Source organism: Streptomyces sp. NPDC000348 (assembly GCF_042898795.1).
GTDB lineage: Bacteria > Actinomycetota > Actinomycetes > Streptomycetales > Streptomycetaceae > Streptomyces.
This window is the reverse complement of record NZ_JBIAZD010000013.1, coordinates 163,450-182,462: the sequence shown is the minus strand read 5'-3', so window position 1 is coordinate 182,462 and position 19,013 is coordinate 163,450. Positions and strand designations below refer to the sequence as shown.

The window sequence follows — 19,013 nt, the reverse complement described above, 5'->3', positions numbered from 1 at the left end:
GCGCCGGGGCGGGTCAGCCCGTCGCCCCGGTGAGGGCGTCGGGGCCGATCGTGGACGGGGTGGCGTGGCCCGACAGGGCCATGGTGAGGTCGAGTTCGGCGAGCAGGCAGCGGATCACGTGCTCCACCCCCGCCTGTCCGTCGAGGCCGAGCCCGTAGACGTACGGACGGCCCAGCAGGACCGCCCGCGCGCCGAGGGCGAGGGCCTTGAAGACGTCGTCGCCGGTGCGCACCCCGCTGTCGAACAGCACGGTGAGCCGGTCGCCGACGGCCTCCACCACGCCGGGCAGCGCGTCCGCCGCGGCGACGGCCCCGGCCACCTGACGCCCGCCGTGGTTGGACACCACCACGCCGTCCATCCCGGCGTCGGCGGCGAGCCGCGCGTCGTCGGGGTGGAGCACGCCCTTGAGGACGATCGGCCCGTCCCAGTTCTCCCGCAGGAACGCCAGATCCGGCCAGGACTTGGCGGGGTCGGCGAACATGCCGACGAAGTGCATCACCGCCGCGTTCGGGTCCTCGTGCACCGGCTTGGCCAGCCCCGCCCGGAACGCCGGGTCCGAGAAGTAGTTGGCGGTGCCCACACCGTGCAGGAACGGCAGGTACGCCTGGTCCAGATCGCGCGGCCGCCACGACAGCAGGGGAGTGTCGAGCGTGACGACCAGCACCGTGAACCCGGCGGCCCTCGCCCGGTTCAGGAAGCTCCGGGCCACCTCCACGTCCTTCGGCCAGTACAGCTGGAACCAGCGCTCCGCCTCGCCCATCGCCTCCGCGACCTGCTCCATCGGCGTGCTGGACGCGGACGACAGCACGAACGGCACACCCTGCGCGGCCGCCGCGCGGGCGGCGGCGGACTCGGCGTCCGGATGCATGATCGACAGCACCCCGACCGGCGCCAGCGCCAACGGCGCCGGCAGCGCGCGGCCCAGCACCTCGACCGACAGATCACGCTCGTGCACGTCCCGCAGCATGCGCGGCACGATCCGGCGGCGTTCGAGCGCGGCCCGGTTGGCACGGGCGGTGCTGCCGTCACCCGCGGAGCCCGCGACGTACCCGGCCGGCCCCGGACCCAGCCGCTGCTCGGTCAGCTCCTCCAGCCGGGTCGGATCGGTCGGCAGCCGGGGCACGGCACCCGTCATCCCGTTCAGGTAGATCTCGTACTGGAAGTCGGCCCAGTGCTTCGCCATCCGCCCCGCCCTGTCTCCTCGAGCCGCGCCGTCCCGCAGCATACTGGCCGGTATGCCCCGGGTGCGTCCAGCGCCGGGCGGCCGTGGATCAGCGGTCGGCGGCCGCCTCCCGCAGCACCCGGGCCAGTTCGCGCGGCCGGGAGAACATCGGCCAGTGCCCGGTGTCCATCGTCACCAGCTCCCACGTGTCGCCCTTCAGCAGCTCCGCCGCGGCCGGCGGGGGCTCCTCCCCGTCCAGCAGGCACTTGACGTACGTGGCCGGCAGATCGCCGAGCGGGCGCTCCAGCACGGCCGGCTCGGTGAGCGTGGCACCCGGGTGCGGGGTCGCTCCGGCGAGGAAGCGGGCCGTCTGTTCGTCCGTCAGGCCCTGGCCCGCGCAGTCGTCGGCCTCCAGGGGAGGCCAGAACCCGCCGTTGGCGTCGATCGCCCGCCGGACGTCGTCGCTCGGCCAGCCCTGCAGGAACGACTCCCCGTGGACCGGCACGTTCGCGTCGACGAACACCACCCGCCGCAGCCGGTCACCGATCCGCTCGGCCGCCTGGCCGACCGGTACGCCGGAGTAGCTGTGCCCCACGAGGACGACGTCCCGCAGACCGAGCCGCTCCACCTCGTCCACGATGTCCCGCACGTGCGTCCGCCGGCCCGCGGGCACCCCCTGCTTCTCGGCGAGCCCGGAGAGCGTCAGGGGATGCGCCTCGTGCCCGGCCGCGCGCAGTTCGGCCGCCACCTCGTCCCACGCCCACGCTCCGAGCCAGGCACCTGCCACCAAGACGAATCGAGTCATTCCCGCACCGTAACGAACGCCACTGACAACGGCGTTCACCCGCCTCCGGCGCCGGGCTCCGCCTCCCCGGAATCGGTGTCCGGCCCCCGGTCCCGCACCCGCCGGACGTGTTCCAGCGACTCGCGCAGCTCGGTGAGCCAGTCGTCGGTGTGCCGCTGGACCAGGCGCACGCACCAGGCCAGCGCCTCGCTGCGGCTGCGGGCCACCCCGCCCGCGATGAGGGTGTCGAGGACCTGCCGCTCCGGCTGGCGCAGCCGGGTCATGACGGGCGCGGCCACGTGCGTGAACAGGATGCGCCGCCCGTCGCACTCCACGCCCCAGGAGACCTTCCGGCCGAAGCGGTGCTCGGCGTCCCGGGCGACCGCCATCCGGTCGTCCCGGGTGCGTTCCCGGAACTCCTGGACGCGGCCCTCGACTGCCGCCTCCCGCTCGGCCGGCGAGGCGCCCTCCGCGGGCCGGGGGCCGGGGACGCGGCCGATGACGGTGATCTCCTCGCGGTCGACCGTGATCTCGGTCAGCTCCTCGAAGAGACCCTCGGGGAGCCGGCCGGTGAACCAGCCCCGCAGTTGCTCTCGCTGCTCTGCCGTAATCATGTAATGACGATTGCTCGCCCCGTTCATGAACACAAGGCGTCGGGGAACGGTCCGCCGAGAGCGGAATCGGAATGTTTCAGGCCGATTACCGAGCGGCCGTATTCCGGCCATCTGGCCACTTTGCACGCGCGGTGTCCGTGCGGTTACAGGGGCGTGCCCTGCGCGCTCCGTGACTTCACGCCACTGATTCAATACGCAAGGTTACCGAAATCCGCATGCCCGAGGTGAAGTTCCGGCGCCGACTCGGCAGACTCCGGCACGCCGGTTCGGCACCGACCGAGCACGAGCCGGCGACTCGTCGACACGAGCGGAAGGATGCACACAATGCGGAACACCGCGCGCTGGGCCACCACCCTCGGCCTCACGGCCGCCGCCGTCTGCGCACCCCTGTCCGGGGTGGCACCGGCCGCCCCGGGAACCGCCCCCTCCGCGCTCTACGCCCCCTCGGCCCTGGTGCTCACCACGGGCCACGGCGACAGCGCGACGACCGTGGCGCCGGAGCGCGCGGTCACCCTGGCCTGCGCCCCGGGTCCCTCCGGCACCCACCCGGCCGCCGGGGCGGCCTGTGCGGAGATGGACCGCCTCAGCGGCGACCTCGACGCCCTGACCATGCGGGAGGGCGTCTTCTGCACCAAGCAGTACGACCCGGTGTTCGTCACCGTCGACGGGGTGTGGCGGGGACAGCGCGTCTCTTACGAACGGACCTTCTCCAACGCGTGCGTGATGAACGCCCACGGTTCGGGCGTCTTCGCGTTCTGAGACCGGGATCGCACGGTTTCCCGTGACCGCGCGGCGGCCGGCGGAGTGGGGAGTGCCGGCCCTCCCGCGGAACGTGCGATCCCGCACAAGGAGGCCGGCGGGCGGAGTGGGGCCGCCCGCCGGCCTCCGGGCCTCACGCACGGAGCCCGACGGCTCAGGCCCGGTCCCGGTGGCTGGTGTCGCACCACGGATACCGCCGGCTGCGGCGGCAGGTGCACAGGGCGACCCGGAAGCGGTCGGAGGCGACGACCGTGCCGTCCTCCAGCTCGACCTCCACCGGGCCCTCCACCAGCAGGGGGCCCTTGCGCCGGACGGTGACGCGACGCGGAGTGTCAGACGGGGAGTTCGGCACGGATCACCACCAGCTCTTCCTTGTCCTCGGTCCCGGACAGCAGCCCCCGCTCCCGCAGCCAGCGCTCCCTGCCCCGCACCACCGGGCCGAAGGCGATGCGCCGGCGCCGGATCACCGCGGCCTTCATCCCGGCCGCCCGCAGCAGGCCGACCGTCGGCTCGGGGCCGCTGAGCGCCGACTGCACCAGCAGCAGGACACCGCCCGGCCGCAGCAGGGCGGGCGCCTCCCGGCAGATCCGGTCCAGGACGAGCCGTCCGTCACCGCCCGCGTCCCAGGCCCGGGCCGCGCCCCGTGGCGGCTCGCCGCCGCCGGGCGCCGGAACGTACGGCGGATTGGTGAGGATCAGATCGAACGACTCGCCCCGCACCGGCGCGAACAGGTTGCCGCGCCGGACCCGGACCGGCACGCCGGCCCGCAGTGCGTTCAGCCGCGCCGCGCACACCGCCCGCCGGGAGACGTCGACCGCGGTCACCCGGCAGCCGCGCCGGGCGGCCTCGACCGCCAGCGCGCCGGATCCCGTTCCCACGTCGAGAACGTCCGCGCCCGCGGGGACGGGCTCGTCGGACAGGGCACCGGCCAGCAGCTCGGTGTCCTCCTGAGGGGCGTACACGCCCGGTGGCGCCATTGGACTCACGGACCGCCGGGTACCCCCGCCGTCAAGAAGCATGGGTGAACTCCTGGGGCAGGGGGGTGCGCAGCGACGACCGGCCGGCGCCCCAGTCCGCGAGCAGCCTCTCGCCGAGGCGGTCCTCGGCGAACACGGTGGCGTCGACGCCGAAGGCGATGTCCGCCGCGAGATGCGGCTCCACCTCCAGCAGCCCGGCGACGACCTCGTGGCGCACCACCTGCTCGTGCACCGCGTCCGCCTCCACGTGCTCGTCGTAGAAGTACTCGGCGGCGGGCCCCGCCCCCGTGCGGCGCATCGCCTCGGCGAGCCGCCGCGAGCCGGGCGACGAGGTGATCTCCACCGTCGCGAAGTGGCCCACCAGGGCGCCCCTCAGGGAGCGGTGCAGTCCGAAGAGGGACATCAGGTTCACCGTCACGAGGAGTTCGGCGCAGGCCGCGTCCAGATAACGGCCGTACGTCGTGTCCAGTCCCAGGTCCGTCATCAGGTCGGCGAAGAGACGGGCGTGCACGCGGTCGGCGCGGCCGCCGCCGTACTCGTCGAACTCGACCGCCGCCATCGCCGCCTTGGCCCGCCCCCACAGCCGGGGCAGCACCCAGGCGTGCGGGTCGGCCTCCTTCAGGTGGTACAGGGACCGCTGGGCGGCGTACTCGCGGACGTGCCACAGCTCACCCCTGTCGCGCAGGAAGTGGCTGACGCCCGTGCCGTCCACCGGTTCCACCAGGATTCCGGCGAGCGCCTCCTCGACGCCGTCGTGCCGCCGGGCGTCCGCGCGCAGCGCGGTGAGGAAGCGGTGCTCCAGGGCGGCGCGGACGCGCAGCAGCTCCGGGTCCCATTCGAGGTCCGCCGCCACGCCCGCGAACCCGCGGTAGTGCAGCTCGTAGCACAGGTACAGGGCGAGCTGGAAGTCGTCGCCGTACACGGGGGCGGCGGCGATCTCCTCGTCCTCGGGCAGCGGGCCGGTGCCCCGCAGATGATGCTCGACGGCTCTGCTCAGGGGGCCGCGCGGTGCGGGCAGCCGGGGTTCTTCACGCGTGTGCTCCATGCGCCCCGTGTACCCGGACGGCCCAGGGACACCCGCATCCGCGTGGCAACCGGCGGCCCGCGGGGTACTCCCTGTCCACATGAAGGCATTAGTGATCAACTGCACCCTCAAGAAGTCACCGGAGACCTCCAACACCGAGGCGCTGGCCGGGACCGTCATCGAGCGGCTGAAGCAGGAGGGCGTGGAGGTCGACGTCGTCCGCGCGGTGGACCTGGACATCGCTCCGGGCGTGGTCAGCGAGGCCGTGCACGAGGGCGACGACTGGCCGGGCGTCCACGAGAAGCTCCTCGCCTCCGAGATCCTCGTCATCGCCTCGCCGACCTGGCTGGGCCAGCCGTCGTCCGTCGCCAAGAGGGTCCTGGAGCGGATGGACGCCATGCTGTCCGAGACGGACGACGACGGCCGGCCGGTCGCCTACAACCGGGTCGCGGGAGTCGTCGTCACCGGCAACGAGGACGGCGCGCACCATGTGATCAGCGAGATCACCGGCGGCCTGCAGGACATCGGCTACACCATCCCCGGCCAGGCGTGGACCTACTGGAACCAGGGTCCCGGCCCCGGACCGAGCTTCCTGGAAGGCGGAAGCGGCCACGACTGGTCCCGCAGCACGGGACGCGCCATGGCCGCCAACCTGCTGGGCGTCGCGCGGGCCCTGGCGGCGCAGCCCCTCGGCCCGCCGCCGCAGTAGGGAATCCGCTAGTCGCCCCGGGACTCCTCCTGCGCCTCGGTGTTCGGGGTGACGGCCTCCGCGGCCTCGCCCCGGTGGTGGCGCCGCCCGGCGGAGTGCTCGGTGCGCCGCCCGGCCTCCTCGACCTCGTGCAGCACCTCCTCGGCGGCCGTCCGGGGCTTCCCGTGGTCCTCCCGCTCGGACACGGGTTCTCCTTCCGTCGTACGTACGTCCTGGTCAGCCGCGCGCGGTGGCGATGCGCAGTGGTACGGGGCCGGCGTCCGCCATCTCCTTCTCGTGGCGGCGGGTGATCTCCGCCCACCAGGACGGGCCGTCCTCGATATGGCGCAACAGCACCCCCTCGCGCAGCGCCCAGGGACAGATCGTCACCGTCCCCAGACCGGTCAGCTTCATCGCCGTGTGCCCCACGACCGCGCCCGCCAGGCTCTGCGCGGCGCGCGGGGCGGAGATCCCGGGCAGCCGGGCGCGTTCGGCGGCGGGCAGGGCGGCCAGCCGGTCGATCGCCCCCCGCAGGTCGGCGCAGGACAGCTCCCGCTCCACGAACGGACCGTGCCGGCCGGGCGCGGCCCCGCACAGCCGCCCCAGCTGCTGGAAGGTGCGGGAGGTGGCCACCGCCGTACGGGGTCCCTCCCAGCGGATCCGGGCCGCCACGTCCCGCAGCTGGTGGCGCACCCGCCGGCGCAGCGCCCGCACCTGCTCCGGGGAGGGAGGGTCCGCGTCCGCGAAGTACTCGTGGGTGAGCCGCCCCGCTCCCAGCGGCAGCGAGGCGACGAAGTCGGGCAGCCGGCCGCGCCCGAAGGCGACCTCCAGCGAACCCCCGCCGATGTCGAGCAGCGCCAGCGGCCCGCAGCGCCAGCCCATCCAGCGCCGGGCCCCGAGGAACGTGAGCTCGGCCTCCACCTCGCCGGGCAGCGTGCACAGGTCGACGCCCGTCCGGGCCCGGACCGTGCTCAGCACCTCCTGCCGGTTCGGGGCGCTGCGCACCACGGCGGTCGCGAACGCCAGGGGGCCCGACGCGCCCCACCGCTCGGCGGTCCGGTCCGCCGCGGCGACGGCGTCCACCAGGCGCTCCACGGCCTGCTCCGGCACCGGCTCACCGGGCGTGACCTGTTCGGAGAGCCTGAGCGGCCACTTCGCCGTGTGCACCGGCAGCGGCGCCCCGCCCGCCGTGTCCGCCACGACGAGTCTGACGGTCTTCGATCCGACATCCATCACGCTGGTTCGCATGGCCCGTGGGTACCCACTTCCCGCGCGGAGGAACGGAGGGGCCCCCGCGCGGGGCGAAGACGCGCCACAGGCGTGACCGGGCGGTGACCCCACGCCGACGCGCGCCGCGGGGGCGCCCGCCGGATCAGGCCAGCTGCCGCCGCACCAGTTCGTGCAGCCGCCCGCCGGTGTCGGCGAGCAGTTGGCCGGGCGGACCCTGCTGGACCACCTTGCCGCCCTCCATCACCACCACCCGGTCCGCGTCGAGGACCGTCGACAGCCGGTGCGCGATGACGATCCGGGTCGCCCGCAGAGCCTTGGTGCTCTCGATGACCGTGCGCTGCGTCTCGTTGTCCAGGGCGCTGGTCGCCTCGTCGAAGAAGAGGATCCGCGGCCGGCGGATCAGCGCCCGGGCGATCATCAGCCGCTGCCGCTGGCCGCCGGAGACCGCGCCGCTGCCCGAGACGAGGGTGTGCAGCCCCATCGGCATCCGCCTGATGTCCTCGGCCAGTCCCGCCATCTCCGCGGCCGCCATCGCCTCCTGAGGCGTGTACGGCTCGCTCCCGCAGATCACGTCCATGATGGACCCGGTGAACGGCTGCGCGTGCTGGAGCACCACACCGCACTGCCGCCGCACCGCCGGCCGGTCGAGCGCCGCCAGGTCCTGGCCGTCGTACAGCACACTGCCGGACACCGGCCGGTCGAAGCCGATGAGCAGCCGCAGCAGGGTGGACTTGCCGCAGCCGCTGGGTCCGACGACCGCCACGAACTCGCCCGGCCGTGCCTCGAAGGACACGTCGTCCAGGACCAGCGGACCGTCGTCGGAGTAGCGGAAGGACAGCCGCCGCGCCTCGACCGCCCCGGACAGCGGTCCGGGCCGGGTGCTCGCCGCGTCCACCTCGGGCGTGGCGTCCAGCACCGGCCTGATCTGCTCGAACAGCGGCAGCGCGGCGACCGCCGAGACGAACGCCCCGGTGAGCTGGGTGACCGAGGTCAGCACCATCGTCACCGACGTGTTGAAGGTGAGGAACTCCGCCGCCGTCATCGAGCCGCGGGCCGGCCCGGCCAGCAGCATGAACATCGCCAGCGTGACCAGCGGCAGGTAGACCGCGCCCAGCACCGCCGTCAGGTTCTTGATCCGGCCGGCCCTCTGCTGCAGCTCACGGCTGCGGGCGAACTCCGACGCCCACGCGGCGTACGCGTAGTTCTCGGCCGCCGCCACCCGCAGCTTCGGCAGTCCGCGCAGCGTCTGGAAGGCCTGGTTGTTCAGCTTGTTGGTGAGCACCACCAGGCGGCGCTGCCAGCGCACCTGCCACAGCCCGAGCCCCAGGAACACCCCCGCGACGACCACCAGCATCCCGAGCGCGGCCAGCGCCATCGGCACGCTGAACCACAGCAGCAGCCCCAGGTTCACCGCGCCGACGGTGACCGACTGGGCCACCGTCGGACCCACCCCGGCCAGCATGCGGCGGATCGCACTGATGCCCATCGCCGCGCTCGCCAGCTCACCCGTCGAGCGCTCGGTGAAGAACGTGGTCGGCAGCCGCAGCAGCCGGTCCCACACGGCCGGCTGGAGGGTCGCCTCCACCCGGCCCTCGAGCCGCAGCAGGGTGAGGTTCTGCAGCAGCATGAAGGCGGCGGCCACCACACTGCTCAGGATCACCGCGAGACACACCTGCACGATCAGTTCGGTCCGCGCCTGCGGCACGAACTCGCCGAGCACCTTGCCGGTCGCCAGCGGCACCAGGGACCCGATCGCCACCGTCACCAGACCGCTCAGCAGCAGAGCCGTCAGATCGCCCCGTGTACCCGTCATGCAGAACCGCAGCAGCCGCAGCGGGCTCAGCCGCCGCTCGGGCAGCGGACGGTAGAACATCACCGCGCGGGGCTCGAACTCCCCGGCGTTCGCCTTCTCGACCGGGGTCTCCCTGCCGGTCGCGGGATGCACCGCCACATAGCCGCCGCGCCGCCACAGCAGCGCCACGGGCGCCCCCGACAGGGCCCGGTGCCCCACCAGCGGTCCCACGTCGTCCCGCCACCAGCGGCCGTCCAGCCGTACGACACGGGTGCGCACCCGGGAGGCCAGGGCGATCCGCTCGACCGGGTCGAGCCGGTCCCCGCCGGTGCCGGACCGCGCCGGCGCGGCGAGCGTGATCCCGGCCGCCCGGGCCACCAGCTCGCAGGCCGCGTACGTGGCGTCCGCGTCGGCCGCCGTCGTGCGCCGCCCCGACCGCTCGCCGATCGCGGCGAGCAGCGTCCGGTCGGCCCGGGCACGGACCGCCTCACCGGCCGCGATGCCCTCCGCCGTCCGCGTCTCGTGCGTGTGTTCCAGCTGCTCGATCCACCGGTCCAGCGTGGTCATCAGCCGGTACTGCTGGTCGACCAGGCTCTGCCACAGCGCCGGGTCCATCAGCAGATCGGCCGCCGCCTCCGCCCCGTACAGCGAGCCGTACTGCACGCTGCCCGGCGGGACCTGCATCCAGAAGACGTCGTCGTCGCCGGGCGCGGCGGCGCGCTCCGTGGCCAGCGGCGCCTGGAACAGCACCGCCAGGCCGCGGCCCACCCCGAGCGCGAGCGCGTACTCCAGCGGGCTCGTCGCCGGCGGCACGTACTGCGGGTTGCCGTACGCGTCGTACGACCAGGTCTGGGTGCTCGCCGGCCGGTACAGCTCGCGCAGTCCGATGCGGTGCACCACGCAGTCCCGCAGCGGGCGCGCCACCAGCGTGTGCGCCGGGCCGGCCACCGGGCCCAGTACCAGCGAGCCCGCCTCGAGGCGGCCCAGATGGTGCCAGTGGCCCTGCTGCTCGGCGTCCACCGCGAACAGGTCCACGGCACCGGACGCGATCAGCCACAGCACCTGGGGCCCCTCCAGGTCCAGCCGGCCGAACCCGGAGCAGTCGACCGGTGTGCCCAGCGACCCGAGCGCGCCCAGGACGAGGTCGCCGCCCCGGCTCTCGTGCACGGCTGTCATATCAACGCTCCCTGACCAGCGCCGCGTACGCGCCGCCGCGCGCCACCAGCTCCTCGTGCCGTCCGCGCTCCACGACCGTGCCGTGGTCCAGGACGACGATCTCGTCGCTGTCGCGCACCGTGCTCAGCCGGTGCGCGATCACCACACAGGCACAGCCGCGCCGGCGCAGGTTGTCCATCACCACCAGCTCGGTCTCCGCGTCCAGCGCGCTGGTCACCTCGTCCAGCACCAGGATGCTCGGCCGGCGCACCAGCGCCCGCGCGATCTCCAGGCGCTGGCGCTGCCCGCCGGAGAAGTTCCGGCCGTCCTGCTCGACCGGGCTGTGGATGCCGCCCGGCCGGCGCAGGATCACGTCGTACAGCGCCGCGTCCTTCAGCGCCTCCACCACCGCCTCGTCCGGGATCGACGGGTCCCACAGCGCCACGTTGTCGCGGACGGTGCCCTCGAAGAGGAACACCTCCTGGTCGACGAAGGAGACGGAGGCGGCCAGCGCCCCGCGCGGGATGTCCTCGATGCGCTGCCCGTCGATCCGGATCACGCCCTCCCACGGCGCGTACAGGCCCGAGATCAGCCGGGACACCGTCGACTTGCCGCTGCCCGAGCCGCCCACCAGCGCCACCTGCCGGCCGGGGCCGACGGTCAGGTCGAAGCCGGTCAGCAGCGGCTCGTCCAGCGGGTTGTAGCCGAAGGTGAGGTTCTGCAGCTCGACGTGGCCGTGCAGCCGGCGGGTCGACCCGCCGGTGCCGGGACGGCCGTAGAGCGGGTCCGCCCGGAAGTTCTCCACGTCCTTCAGCCGGGCCACGTCCGCGGCGAAGTCCTGGATCCGGCCCGCGACGCCGTTGAGCCGGGTCAGCGGGGCGGTGAAGCGGGCGACCAGCGCCTGGAAGGCGACCAGCAGACCGACCGAGATATGCCCCTCGACCGCCCGCATGCCCCCGATCCACAGGATCAGCGCGCTGTTGAGGGTGGCGAGCGTCGGCGCGACGACGCCGAGCCAGGCGCTCGGCACCCCGAGCCGCTGCTGCTCCTCCAGCGTGGTGGCGTGCTGCCCGGCCCACGTGCGGAAGTAGCCGTCCTCCCCGCCGGTCGCCTTCAGCGTCTCGATCAACTGCAGACCGGTGTACGCCGTGTTGGTGAGCCGCGCGCTGTCCGCCCGCAGCTTCGCCGTACGGGTCGCGCGCAGCCGGACGACGATCCGCATCGCCACGATGTTCAGCAGCGCCACCCCGATGCCCACGAACGTGAGCTGCGGGTCGTACGTGTACAGCAGCACCGCGTACAGCACGACCACCACCGCGTCCACGCCCGCCGCCGACAGATCGCGGGCCAGCGTCTCGGCCACCGCGTCGTTGGACTGCAGCCGCTGCACCAGGTCGGCCGGGCTGCGCTGGGCGAAGAACGTCACCGGCAGCCGCAGCAGATGGCGCAGGAAGCGGGCGCTGGACAGAGTGGAGGAGATCAGCCGGCCGCGCAGCAGGTTGCCCTGCTGGAGCCAGGTCAGCACCAGTGTGAGCAGCACGCACGCGCCCATGGACGTGAACAGCACGCCCAGCATGGAGGTCCGGCCGCCGATCAGGAACTCGTCGATGAAGGTACGGCTGAGCCCCGGCACCGCCGCGCCGACCGCCACCAGCAGCAGGCTCGACAGCACCACCGCGGGCATGGTGCCCGCCGTGCCGCGCAGCCGGGCCGGCATCGCGCCGAGCACGCCCGGCTTGCGCCCGCCCCGGGTGAAGTCCTCGCCGGGCTCCATCACCAGCACGACGCCGGTGAAGCTGCCGTCGAACTCCTCCAGGGGGACGAACCGCCGCCCCTTGCCCGGGTCGTTGATGAACACCCCGCGGCGGCCGAACCGGCGGCCCATGCCGTCGTAGACGACGTAGTGGTTGAACTCCCAGAACAGGACGGCCGGCGCCGGCACCTCGGCGAGGGCGGCCAGATCCATCTGCATGCCCTTGGCGGTCAGCCCGTAACCGCGGGCCGCCTTCAGCAGGTTGCCGGCGCGCGAGCCGTCCCGCGAGACGCCGCAGGCGATGCGCAGCTCCTCCAGCGGGACATGGCGGCCGTAGTGGCCGAGCACCATCGCGAGCGAGGCGGCGCCGCACTCCACGGCCTCCATCTGGAGCACGGTGGGCGTACGGACGGTCTTCGCCCGGGACGTGGGCACCTTGCGCTTCGGCGGGGCGGCACGGCGTCTGCCGCGGGTCTCCCGGGCGGTGGTCACGGGAGCAGCCAATCGACGGGACGCCGGTCGGCCAGCCGGACCGAACCCGTGGCCAGGGTCATCGAGGTCAGCTCGAACGGCGGACCGTCCGCGGAGGACCACGCGTAACCGCTCTTCGTGCCGGGCGACTTCTCCAGCTCGACGGTGACGGCCACCGGTCTGCCCTTCTTCGTGAACTGCTCGCCCAGCTGGGCGTCCCCGAGGAACGCGGCGATCTGCTGGGCGGACTGCGCCGAGCGGTCCACCGACTTCACCTCGCCGTGCAGCACGCCGTACTCCTGGCTCGGCACCGACTGCACCGTCAGGTCGACGGAGGCGTGCGCGGGGATGCCCGCGGCGCTCTCGGCGGGGACGTACACCGTCGCCTGCAGCGGGGCCTTCGCGCGGGCGACCTTCTCCACGGCGGCGACGTCCGCACCGGTGGAGACGATCTGCCCGCTGCCGACGGCGAGCGCGGTGATCCGGCCCGCGTCGAGGGTGCGCACGACCTCGTCGCCCCGCTCGGTGCGGACCTTCAGGACGGGGGAGCCGGCGGGCAGCCGCTCGCCCTCCTTCGCGAGGACGGCGGTGACTTGACCGGCGACGGGGCTCTGCAGGACGTAACTGCCCTGCCCGTACGTGAGGACGGCGGGCGCGCCGACCGTGGAGGACACCGAGCCGGTCAGCGCCCACACCGAGGCGGCCGCCATCGCGACCACCGTCACGGACAGCACCAGCCGGCCCTGCGGGCGCGCGAAACGCACCGGCAGGTCGAGCTCCTCCGGTGACTGGAGCCTGGCGAGAGCCTGTTGGCGGAACTGCACGGGTCTTCCCCCACCTGCGTGAACTGTGCGACGTGACTCGGGGAGCGTGGACGCGTCGCGAGGTCCCGGAGCCGGCGGGCGGCTCCGGGACCTCGCGGCACAGGGGCGCGATCAGAGACCGGCGACCAGGTTCGTGACCGGGGCGGTGTTCAGGCCGGTGACACCCTCGACGGTGCCGACGGCCGTGTCGACCAGGCCGGAGACCGGGGCGATGCCGTCCACCGCGCCCGTGAGGGTGTTCACGGCGTTCACGGACAGGCCGCCGGAGACGTTGTCGAGGTCGGCGTCGGAGATCTCGGCGGTTTCGACCTGGGGGGTGGAGTTCATGGCGGAACTTCCCTTCGTATGGATGTTTCACAAGGGGGGGGAGCGGCCCCTCCGGTGACAGATGAAGGCCGCGACCGCGGGCGCCGGACGCCCGTCGCCGGGAGCCCGAAGCGGCCTTGCGGTGCGATGGATCAAAGCACGCGACGGGCGCGGGCTTCCACTCAACCAAACGTCTCACCAGGCAACTTGCGCCCTGCGGGGGTCCAAGCGTGCAGACCCGGGCACGGCTCGGCGGCGACTTCTTCACATGCCCCACCGCATCGACCCGTCCGGCCACTTGCGCCCCGGTGACCGGAATCCGGCACACCGGCCCCAAAGGCGTGCCCCGGTCCGCCGGCCCGTGGACGAACCCCGGCTCCGGTGACCGGGTTGGGCACGCGATGTGCAGATTCACTGAAGCCGGTATTCCGCTACGCGGCGATGACCAAAAGCCCTTGAGTGCTCACTCCGGGTGACGGATCGGACGGGATTGAACGCCTCCCGCGGCCCCCGCGTACCAACAGCCGTCCAGGCGCCCCACAGCCGCCGAACACCGGCGCGACTCCGGTCCCCCCAGGAGGTCGAGAAGTTTGAGTCACAAGCGAATTCCGAAGCGCAGGGCCGCGACAGCGGTGGGCGGTGTGGTGGCGCTCGGCGCCGCCGTGCTCCTGCTGCCCCACGCGAACGCCTCCCAGGACGCCGCGTCGGGCGACGCTGCGGCGGCGCCGAGGACCCTCAGGGCGACGGACGCCTCGGACCTCGCCGCGCAGCTCGCCGGGCTCCTCGGTGACGCGTTCGCCGGCTCCTACTACGACGGCGAGAACAAGCAGCTCGTCGTCAACGTCGTACCGGGCGACGACAACAACGTGATCGTGCAGGCGAAGAAGGCGGGCGCGGCCGTCCGCGAGGTCGGCAACAGCATGACCGAACTGGAGGCCGGGGCGCGGACGCTGAAGTCGCAGGCGGCCATCCCGGGCACCTCCTGGGCCGTCGACCCGCGCACCAACAAGATCCTCGTCACCGCGGACAGCACCGTGACCGGCGACAAGTGGAACCGGCTGGAGTCCACCGTGCGGAGCCTCGGCTCCGGCATGGCGACCATCAAGAAGTCCGCGGGCACGTTCAGGACGTTCGCCTCCGGCGGCGACGCCATCTTCTCCGGTGGCGCGCGCTGCTCGCTCGGCTTCAACGTCACCGCGGGCGACGGCTCCCCGGCGTTCCTGACGGCCGGTCACTGCGGTGTCGCGGCCGAGCAGTGGTCCGACACGCAGGGCGGACAGCCGATCGCCACGGTCGACCAGGCGGTCTTCCCCGGCGAGGGCGACTTCGCGCTCGTCACGTACGACGATCCCGCCACCGTCGCGCCCGGCGAGGTCGACCTCGGTGACCGGGCCCTCCCGATCTCCGGGGCCGCGGAGGCCACCGTCGGCCAGGAGGTGTTCCGGATGGGCAGCACCACCGGGCTCGCCGACGGCCAGGTGCTCGGCCTGAACGCCACGGTGAACTATCCGGAGGGCACGGTCACCGGGCTCATCCAGACGAACGTCTGCGCCGAGCCGGGCGACAGCGGCGGCTCGATGTTCACCCGGGACGGTTTCGCCGTCGGCCTGACCTCGGGCGGCAGCGGCGACTGCACCTCGGGCGGCGAGACGTTCTTCCAGCCGGTCACCACGGCCCTGGAGGCGGTCGGCGCGACCCTCGGCGCGCAGGACGCCGGCGATGCGGGCGCCGGTGACCAGGCGGGCGAGGAGGCCGGCGGTGACCAGGCGGGCGAGGAGGCCGGCGGTGAGGCCGGTGCGGGCGCCGGTGACGCACCGGAGCAGGGCGCCGAGGACGGCTCCGGCCTGACCCCGGCCCACTGACGCGCCCCCGCCCGAGCACACCCTCCGGTCCGGCCCCGCCACCCACGTGCGGCGGGGCCGGACCGTCGCCCGCGCGGGAACACCGGGACAGGCCGCTTTGGCGGTCGCGGCCGGGCGGGCCCTCGACGTCCGGTCACCACCGCGGCGATGCCGCGGCCGTCTCCTCCTCGCCGCCCACCCAGACCGGCCGCCGTTCGCGCACCGCGTCGCAGACGGGGATCGGCGTGTTCAGCCCCACCCGTTCCCACGGGGCCGCGAAGGCGCGGGGCAGCCCCGCCGTCACCGCAGCGGCGGACGGCCGCCCGGTGCCCGCCCACCCGTAGGCGTCCGCGCGGACGACCGTCCCACGGACACGCCGACCACCTCCCCGCCCGGCCGCGCCACCGGCCCCGGGACCCGATCTCCCCGCTGCCGGGCCGCCGCGCACGACGGGCGCCGGGGGCCTGTGCGCCCCGCCGGGCGACGCACCCCCCGTACGCCCCGGAACCGGGTCCGCAGGACTGTCCGGGGCCCTTCGCACCCCGTGCGCCTCGGGGCCGCCGAACGCGCACAGGGGCTGCGCGGGTGTCCCATAAGCGCTGTAATGGCCAACGTGGTCGGTGAGGGCGCTGCGGGACGCAGCACGAGAACGCTGCGTGCGGAAGGTGCCCTGACGGCGATCGCGGTCGACCCCGAGTCACCCGAACGGGTGCGCAGGATCCTGGAGCAGGCCCTCGTCTTCGCCGGTGCCGCGTTCGCCGCCGTGTACACGCCCAGCGCGGACGGGGAACTGCTGCACCTGGCGGAGTCCGTCGGGGTGCCGCGCACCCTGTGCGGGGTGCGGGACAGCTATCCCGTCGCCGGGCGCGCCCCGGTGGCCGAGGCCCACCGCGGGCGGCCGGTGTGGCTGGGCCCGGACGACCTCGCCGCGCAGGCGCAGTCACGGCGCGTGCCCAGCCGTGACTTCTTCCTGGCGGCGCTGCCGCTGCGCGGCGACGGAGGCGGCTGCCTGCTCGCGGTCGGCGAGCGGGCCGGCGGCTTCGACGCCGACGACCGCCGCTGCCTCGGCCTCGTCGCCGAGGCCCTCGCCCTCCCCGCGCCGGCCGCCACCGCCGACGGCGTCGACCTGCGGCCCGACGGCTTCAGCCTCGCCATGGACACCGGGCGGGTCCGGGTCGGCGGGGAGATCCTGGAGCTGTTCGGCCTCGACCCGGACGACTTCGACGGGCGGGTGGAGACCCTGCTGGGTCTGACGGTGCCGGAGGACCTGCCCTCACTGATGTCGGTCGTCGAGGCCGACCACATGACGATCGGTGACCGCGAACTGGAGTTCCGGGTGCTCCAGCCCGCCGGACCGCCCAAGTGGCTGCGGCTGCGCGGCCGACTGGTGCACGGCGGCGAGGGGCGCTCCGCCCGGCTGGTGGGCTCCGTGGCCGACGCCTCCACGCTGCGCTCCGACATCACGGACGTGGCCCGGATCCAGCGCCTCGCCGCCGCGCTGGCCACCGCGGTCACCGTCCGCGACGTGGGCAGGGCCGTGGTCGCCGCGCTGCGCAGGCCGCTGCGGGCCGACCGCATCGCACTCGCCGAGCTGGAGAGCGAACGGCTCGTCGTCACCGTCCTCGACCCACCGGAACCGGAGGCCTGGCCCGAGCTGTGGCGCGCGGAGTGGCGCACCGAGTGGCCCGACGCGCCCGTGCGCACCATGCCCACCCTCGCCGCCGCCCTGCGCGAGGGCCGCGCCCGGATCTGGCCGGCGGGCTCCCCGCTGGAGACCGCCCTCGCCGAGGTCGGCCCCGGCGGTCTGGCCGTGCTGCCGCTGCCCGCCGGGAACCGCATGGCCGGCGCCTGTCTGATCGGCTGGGACACCCCGCACGACTTCGGCCCCGACGAACGCGCCCTCCTCACCGCCGCCGCCGGCCTCGCCGGACAGGCCCTGACGCGGGCCCGCGCCTTCGACGCCGAGCACGAACTGGTCGGCATGCTCCAGCGCCAGCTGCTGCCGCGCCGCCTGCCCCGGCTGCCCGGCGCGGTCGCCGTCGCCCGCTATCTGCCCAGCACCGCCGGTCTGGAGCTCGGCGGCGACTGGTACGACGTGATCCCGCTGCCGGACAACCACGTCGCCCTCGTCATCGGCGACGTCCAGGGCCACAGCGCCGGCGCCGCCACCCTCATGGGCCAGATGCGCACCGCGCTGCGCGCCTACGCCGTCGAGGGACACCCCCCGGACGTGGTGGTCTCCCACTCCAACCGGCTCCTCATGGACATGGAGACCGACCTCTTCGCCACCTGTTGCTATGTCGACATCGACATGGAGGAGGGCTTCGCCTGGTGCGTCCGGGCCGGCCATCTGCCGCCGGTGCTGCGTCATCCGGACGGCCGTACCGAGATCGCGGAGGCCGAGGGCGGCCCGCCGCTCGGCGTGCTGCGGCAGAGCGACTTCCCCATGAGCCCGCTCAGGCTGCAGCCCGGCACGACGGTCGCGCTCACCACGGACGGCCTGGTCGAGTCCCCCGACTCCGACATCGACGAGGGCATGAACCGCTTCGCCCGGCAGTTGTCCGCCGCCGACCCCGCCCACCTCGGACCCGTCGCGGACGCCCTGCTCGGCAAGGCCCCGCGCAGCGACGACGTCGCCCTGCTGCTGATGCGCTACGACGGCATGGCCTCCCGCCCGCTGCGGGAGAGCTGGACGGTGTGGCGGGTGCCCCAGGCGGTCGGGCACGCCCGCCGCTTCACCCGGCGCACCCTGCGCTCCTGGGGGGTGACGGCGGACCTCGACGGCGCCCTGCTCGCCGTCTCCGAACTGGTCACCAACGCCCTGGTGCACACCGACGGCCAGGTCCGTCTCGACATCACCCTGGTCAACGACCGGCTGCGACTCGCCGTCGCAGACGCCTCGCCCCGCACCCCCGTGAAGCCCACCAGCATCGGCTGGGAGGCCACCGGGGGCCGGGGCATCCTCCTCGTCGAGGCCGTGTCGGCCGGCTGGGGGACCCTTCCGGTCAGCGGGGGCAAGCAGGTGTGGGCGGAGTTCGTGCTGCGCCCCTGACGGGCGCCGTGTCCCCGTCGTCGAGGACGGGCGCCCCGTCGGTGTCGTCTCACCGGGCGACACCGCCGTGGAGCGTGCCCGGGATCCGCCCCGGGCGGCATCGGCGTGGCCCGGCCCCACCGGACCCGGTCCGGCCGGGCGGTCGTGGAGGAGGGGGCGCGGACCGTCGGCTCACGCACGCCTCACCGGCCCCGCCGTCATCGGCCGCACCGAGATCCCGTCGATCGGCCGGCACGTCGAGGTGACGCCCGCGCCCAGCGCCCACCGGCCCGTCCCCGGCGGCCGCGGCACGGTGCGGATCCGTTCACGAACCTCCCGGCGCGCACATGATCGCGCGTACCGCTTGGCTCCACGGGGTCCACGGCGCTAACTTCTTGCGGACGATGACCGGTCCGCAAGAAGCCCGCCGCCCCACCGTCGCCACCAGCGCCGGCGAGACCGCCTGGTACGAAACGGCCCGGAGCGGACACGGCCCGCCACCGGCCTTCCCGCGCCCCCGCACAGCGCCCCCGCGCACGACCGCGGGCAGGACACCTGCCTGCCCGCGCCGCGCGAGGGGCGCAGCCCTGCACGAAGCACTG

General features: G+C 74.2%; 16 protein-coding genes and 1 pseudogene. 4 read left to right on the top strand and 13 right to left on the bottom strand.

Annotated elements, in window-relative coordinates; all coding sequences use genetic code 11:
• Positions 1 to 13: 13 nt before the first annotated feature.
• The 3 genes from ACFY3N_RS24960 to ACFY3N_RS24950 all read right to left on the bottom strand — a co-directional run bounded on the left by ACFY3N_RS24960 (position 14) and on the right by ACFY3N_RS24950 (position 2,560).
• Complete coding sequence (locus ACFY3N_RS24960; protein WP_390818938.1) at positions 14 to 1,183, bottom strand: lactate 2-monooxygenase; 1,170 nt, start codon at positions 1,181 to 1,183, stop codon at positions 14 to 16.
• Positions 1,184 to 1,271: 88 nt separating this feature from the next.
• Complete coding sequence (locus ACFY3N_RS24955) at positions 1,272 to 1,967, bottom strand: alpha/beta fold hydrolase (RefSeq protein ID WP_390818937.1); 696 nt, start codon at positions 1,965 to 1,967, stop codon at positions 1,272 to 1,274.
• A 35-nt stretch (positions 1,968 to 2,002) separates the two neighbouring features.
• Positions 2,003 to 2,560 (bottom strand): hypothetical protein, encoded by a 558-nt coding sequence (locus ACFY3N_RS24950; protein ID WP_390818936.1) that lies wholly within the window; start codon positions 2,558 to 2,560, stop codon positions 2,003 to 2,005.
• Between the two features lie 324 nt (positions 2,561 to 2,884).
• On the opposite strand from ACFY3N_RS24950, the gene ACFY3N_RS24945 reads away from it, so the two are divergent.
• Positions 2,885 to 3,319 (top strand): subtilase-type protease inhibitor, encoded by a 435-nt coding sequence (locus ACFY3N_RS24945; protein ID WP_390818935.1) that lies wholly within the window; start codon positions 2,885 to 2,887, stop codon positions 3,317 to 3,319.
• A 154-nt stretch (positions 3,320 to 3,473) separates the two neighbouring features.
• On the opposite strand, the gene ACFY3N_RS24940 is transcribed toward ACFY3N_RS24945, so the two are convergent.
• From ACFY3N_RS24940 to ACFY3N_RS24930, 3 genes are read right to left on the bottom strand one after another with little or no spacing between them, the layout of a single operon-like run.
• Positions 3,474 to 3,671: a CDGSH iron-sulfur domain-containing protein gene (locus ACFY3N_RS24940; RefSeq protein ID WP_030226631.1), complete on the bottom strand. Its 198-nt coding sequence runs from the start codon at positions 3,669 to 3,671 to the stop codon at positions 3,474 to 3,476.
• A complete protein-coding gene (locus ACFY3N_RS24935) occupies positions 3,652 to 4,296 on the bottom strand; it encodes a HemK2/MTQ2 family protein methyltransferase (protein ID WP_390818974.1) in 645 nt (214 codons plus the stop codon). The genes ACFY3N_RS24940 and ACFY3N_RS24935 overlap by 20 nt, the downstream gene beginning before the upstream one ends.
• A 31-nt stretch (positions 4,297 to 4,327) precedes the next feature.
• On the bottom strand, positions 4,328 to 5,341 hold the full coding sequence (locus tag ACFY3N_RS24930; RefSeq protein WP_390818934.1) for an iron-containing redox enzyme family protein: 1,014 nt from the start codon (positions 5,339 to 5,341) through the stop codon (positions 4,328 to 4,330).
• Between the two features lie 79 nt (positions 5,342 to 5,420).
• On the opposite strand from ACFY3N_RS24930, the gene ACFY3N_RS24925 reads away from it, so the two are divergent.
• Positions 5,421 to 6,029 (top strand): flavodoxin family protein, encoded by a 609-nt coding sequence (locus ACFY3N_RS24925; RefSeq protein WP_390818933.1) that lies wholly within the window; start codon positions 5,421 to 5,423, stop codon positions 6,027 to 6,029.
• A gap of 8 nt (positions 6,030 to 6,037) precedes the next feature.
• On the opposite strand, the gene ACFY3N_RS24920 is transcribed toward ACFY3N_RS24925, so the two are convergent.
• From ACFY3N_RS24920 to ACFY3N_RS24895, 6 genes are all read right to left on the bottom strand, one after another.
• A complete protein-coding gene (locus ACFY3N_RS24920) occupies positions 6,038 to 6,214 on the bottom strand; it encodes a hypothetical protein (protein ID WP_390818932.1) in 177 nt (58 codons plus the stop codon).
• Between the two features lie 31 nt (positions 6,215 to 6,245).
• Positions 6,246 to 7,256 (bottom strand): Ppx/GppA family phosphatase, encoded by a 1,011-nt coding sequence (locus ACFY3N_RS24915; RefSeq protein ID WP_390818931.1) that lies wholly within the window; start codon positions 7,254 to 7,256, stop codon positions 6,246 to 6,248.
• A gap of 124 nt (positions 7,257 to 7,380) precedes the next feature.
• Entirely contained in the window at positions 7,381 to 10,206 is a 2,826-nt protein-coding gene (locus ACFY3N_RS24910; RefSeq protein ID WP_390818930.1) for an NHLP bacteriocin export ABC transporter permease/ATPase subunit, read from the bottom strand.
• Position 10,207: 1 nt separating this feature from the next.
• Positions 10,208 to 12,430 (bottom strand): NHLP family bacteriocin export ABC transporter peptidase/permease/ATPase subunit, encoded by a 2,223-nt coding sequence (locus ACFY3N_RS24905; RefSeq protein WP_390818929.1) that lies wholly within the window; start codon positions 12,428 to 12,430, stop codon positions 10,208 to 10,210.
• On the bottom strand, positions 12,427 to 13,233 hold the full coding sequence (locus ACFY3N_RS24900) for an HlyD family efflux transporter periplasmic adaptor subunit (RefSeq protein ID WP_390818928.1): 807 nt from the start codon (positions 13,231 to 13,233) through the stop codon (positions 12,427 to 12,429). Before ACFY3N_RS24900 ends, ACFY3N_RS24905 begins: the two co-directional genes overlap by 4 nt.
• 111 nt (positions 13,234 to 13,344) lie before the next feature.
• Positions 13,345 to 13,560, bottom strand: a complete 216-nt coding sequence (locus ACFY3N_RS24895; protein WP_085572576.1) for a type A2 lantipeptide — start codon at positions 13,558 to 13,560, stop codon at positions 13,345 to 13,347.
• 569 nt (positions 13,561 to 14,129) lie between these two features.
• On the opposite strand from ACFY3N_RS24895, the gene ACFY3N_RS24890 reads away from it, so the two are divergent.
• A complete protein-coding gene (locus tag ACFY3N_RS24890) occupies positions 14,130 to 15,401 on the top strand; it encodes a S1 family peptidase (protein ID WP_390818927.1) in 1,272 nt (423 codons plus the stop codon).
• 139 nt (positions 15,402 to 15,540) lie between these two features.
• Here the strand turns inward: ACFY3N_RS24890 and ACFY3N_RS24885 are convergent.
• Positions 15,541 to 15,785 (bottom strand): annotated as a pseudogene (locus ACFY3N_RS24885) (PAS sensor protein); the annotation flags it as partial.
• A 199-nt stretch (positions 15,786 to 15,984) separates the two neighbouring features.
• Here ACFY3N_RS24885 and ACFY3N_RS24880 point away from each other — a divergent pair.
• Positions 15,985 to 18,432, top strand: a complete 2,448-nt coding sequence (locus ACFY3N_RS24880) for a SpoIIE family protein phosphatase (RefSeq protein ID WP_390818926.1) — start codon at positions 15,985 to 15,987, stop codon at positions 18,430 to 18,432.
• Positions 18,433 to 19,013 lie beyond the last annotated feature (581 nt).

What these genes read in the sequence shown, in the direction of transcription:
- ACFY3N_RS24960 (WP_390818938.1), bottom strand. Translation starts at nt 1,183, where the DNA reads ATGGCGAAGCACTGGGCCGACTTCCAGTACGAGATCTACCTGAACGGG.
- ACFY3N_RS24955 (WP_390818937.1), bottom strand. Translation starts at nt 1,967, where the DNA reads ATGACTCGATTCGTCTTGGTGGCAGGTGCCTGGCTCGGAGCGTGGGCG.
- ACFY3N_RS24950 (WP_390818936.1), bottom strand. Translation starts at nt 2,560, where the DNA reads ATGATTACGGCAGAGCAGCGAGAGCAACTGCGGGGCTGGTTCACCGGC.
- ACFY3N_RS24945 (WP_390818935.1), top strand. Translation starts at nt 2,885, where the DNA reads ATGCGGAACACCGCGCGCTGGGCCACCACCCTCGGCCTCACGGCCGCC.
- ACFY3N_RS24935 (WP_390818974.1), bottom strand. Translation starts at nt 4,296, where the DNA reads ATGGCGCCACCGGGCGTGTACGCCCCTCAGGAGGACACCGAGCTGCTG.
- ACFY3N_RS24930 (WP_390818934.1), bottom strand. Translation starts at nt 5,341, where the DNA reads ATGGAGCACACGCGTGAAGAACCCCGGCTGCCCGCACCGCGCGGCCCC.
- ACFY3N_RS24925 (WP_390818933.1), top strand. Translation starts at nt 5,421, where the DNA reads ATGAAGGCATTAGTGATCAACTGCACCCTCAAGAAGTCACCGGAGACC.
- ACFY3N_RS24915 (WP_390818931.1), bottom strand. Translation starts at nt 7,256, where the DNA reads ATGCGAACCAGCGTGATGGATGTCGGATCGAAGACCGTCAGACTCGTC.
- ACFY3N_RS24910 (WP_390818930.1), bottom strand. Translation starts at nt 10,206, where the DNA reads ATGACAGCCGTGCACGAGAGCCGGGGCGGCGACCTCGTCCTGGGCGCG.
- ACFY3N_RS24895 (WP_085572576.1), bottom strand. Translation starts at nt 13,560, where the DNA reads ATGAACTCCACCCCCCAGGTCGAAACCGCCGAGATCTCCGACGCCGAC.
- ACFY3N_RS24880 (WP_390818926.1), top strand. Translation starts at nt 15,985, where the DNA reads ATGGCCAACGTGGTCGGTGAGGGCGCTGCGGGACGCAGCACGAGAACG.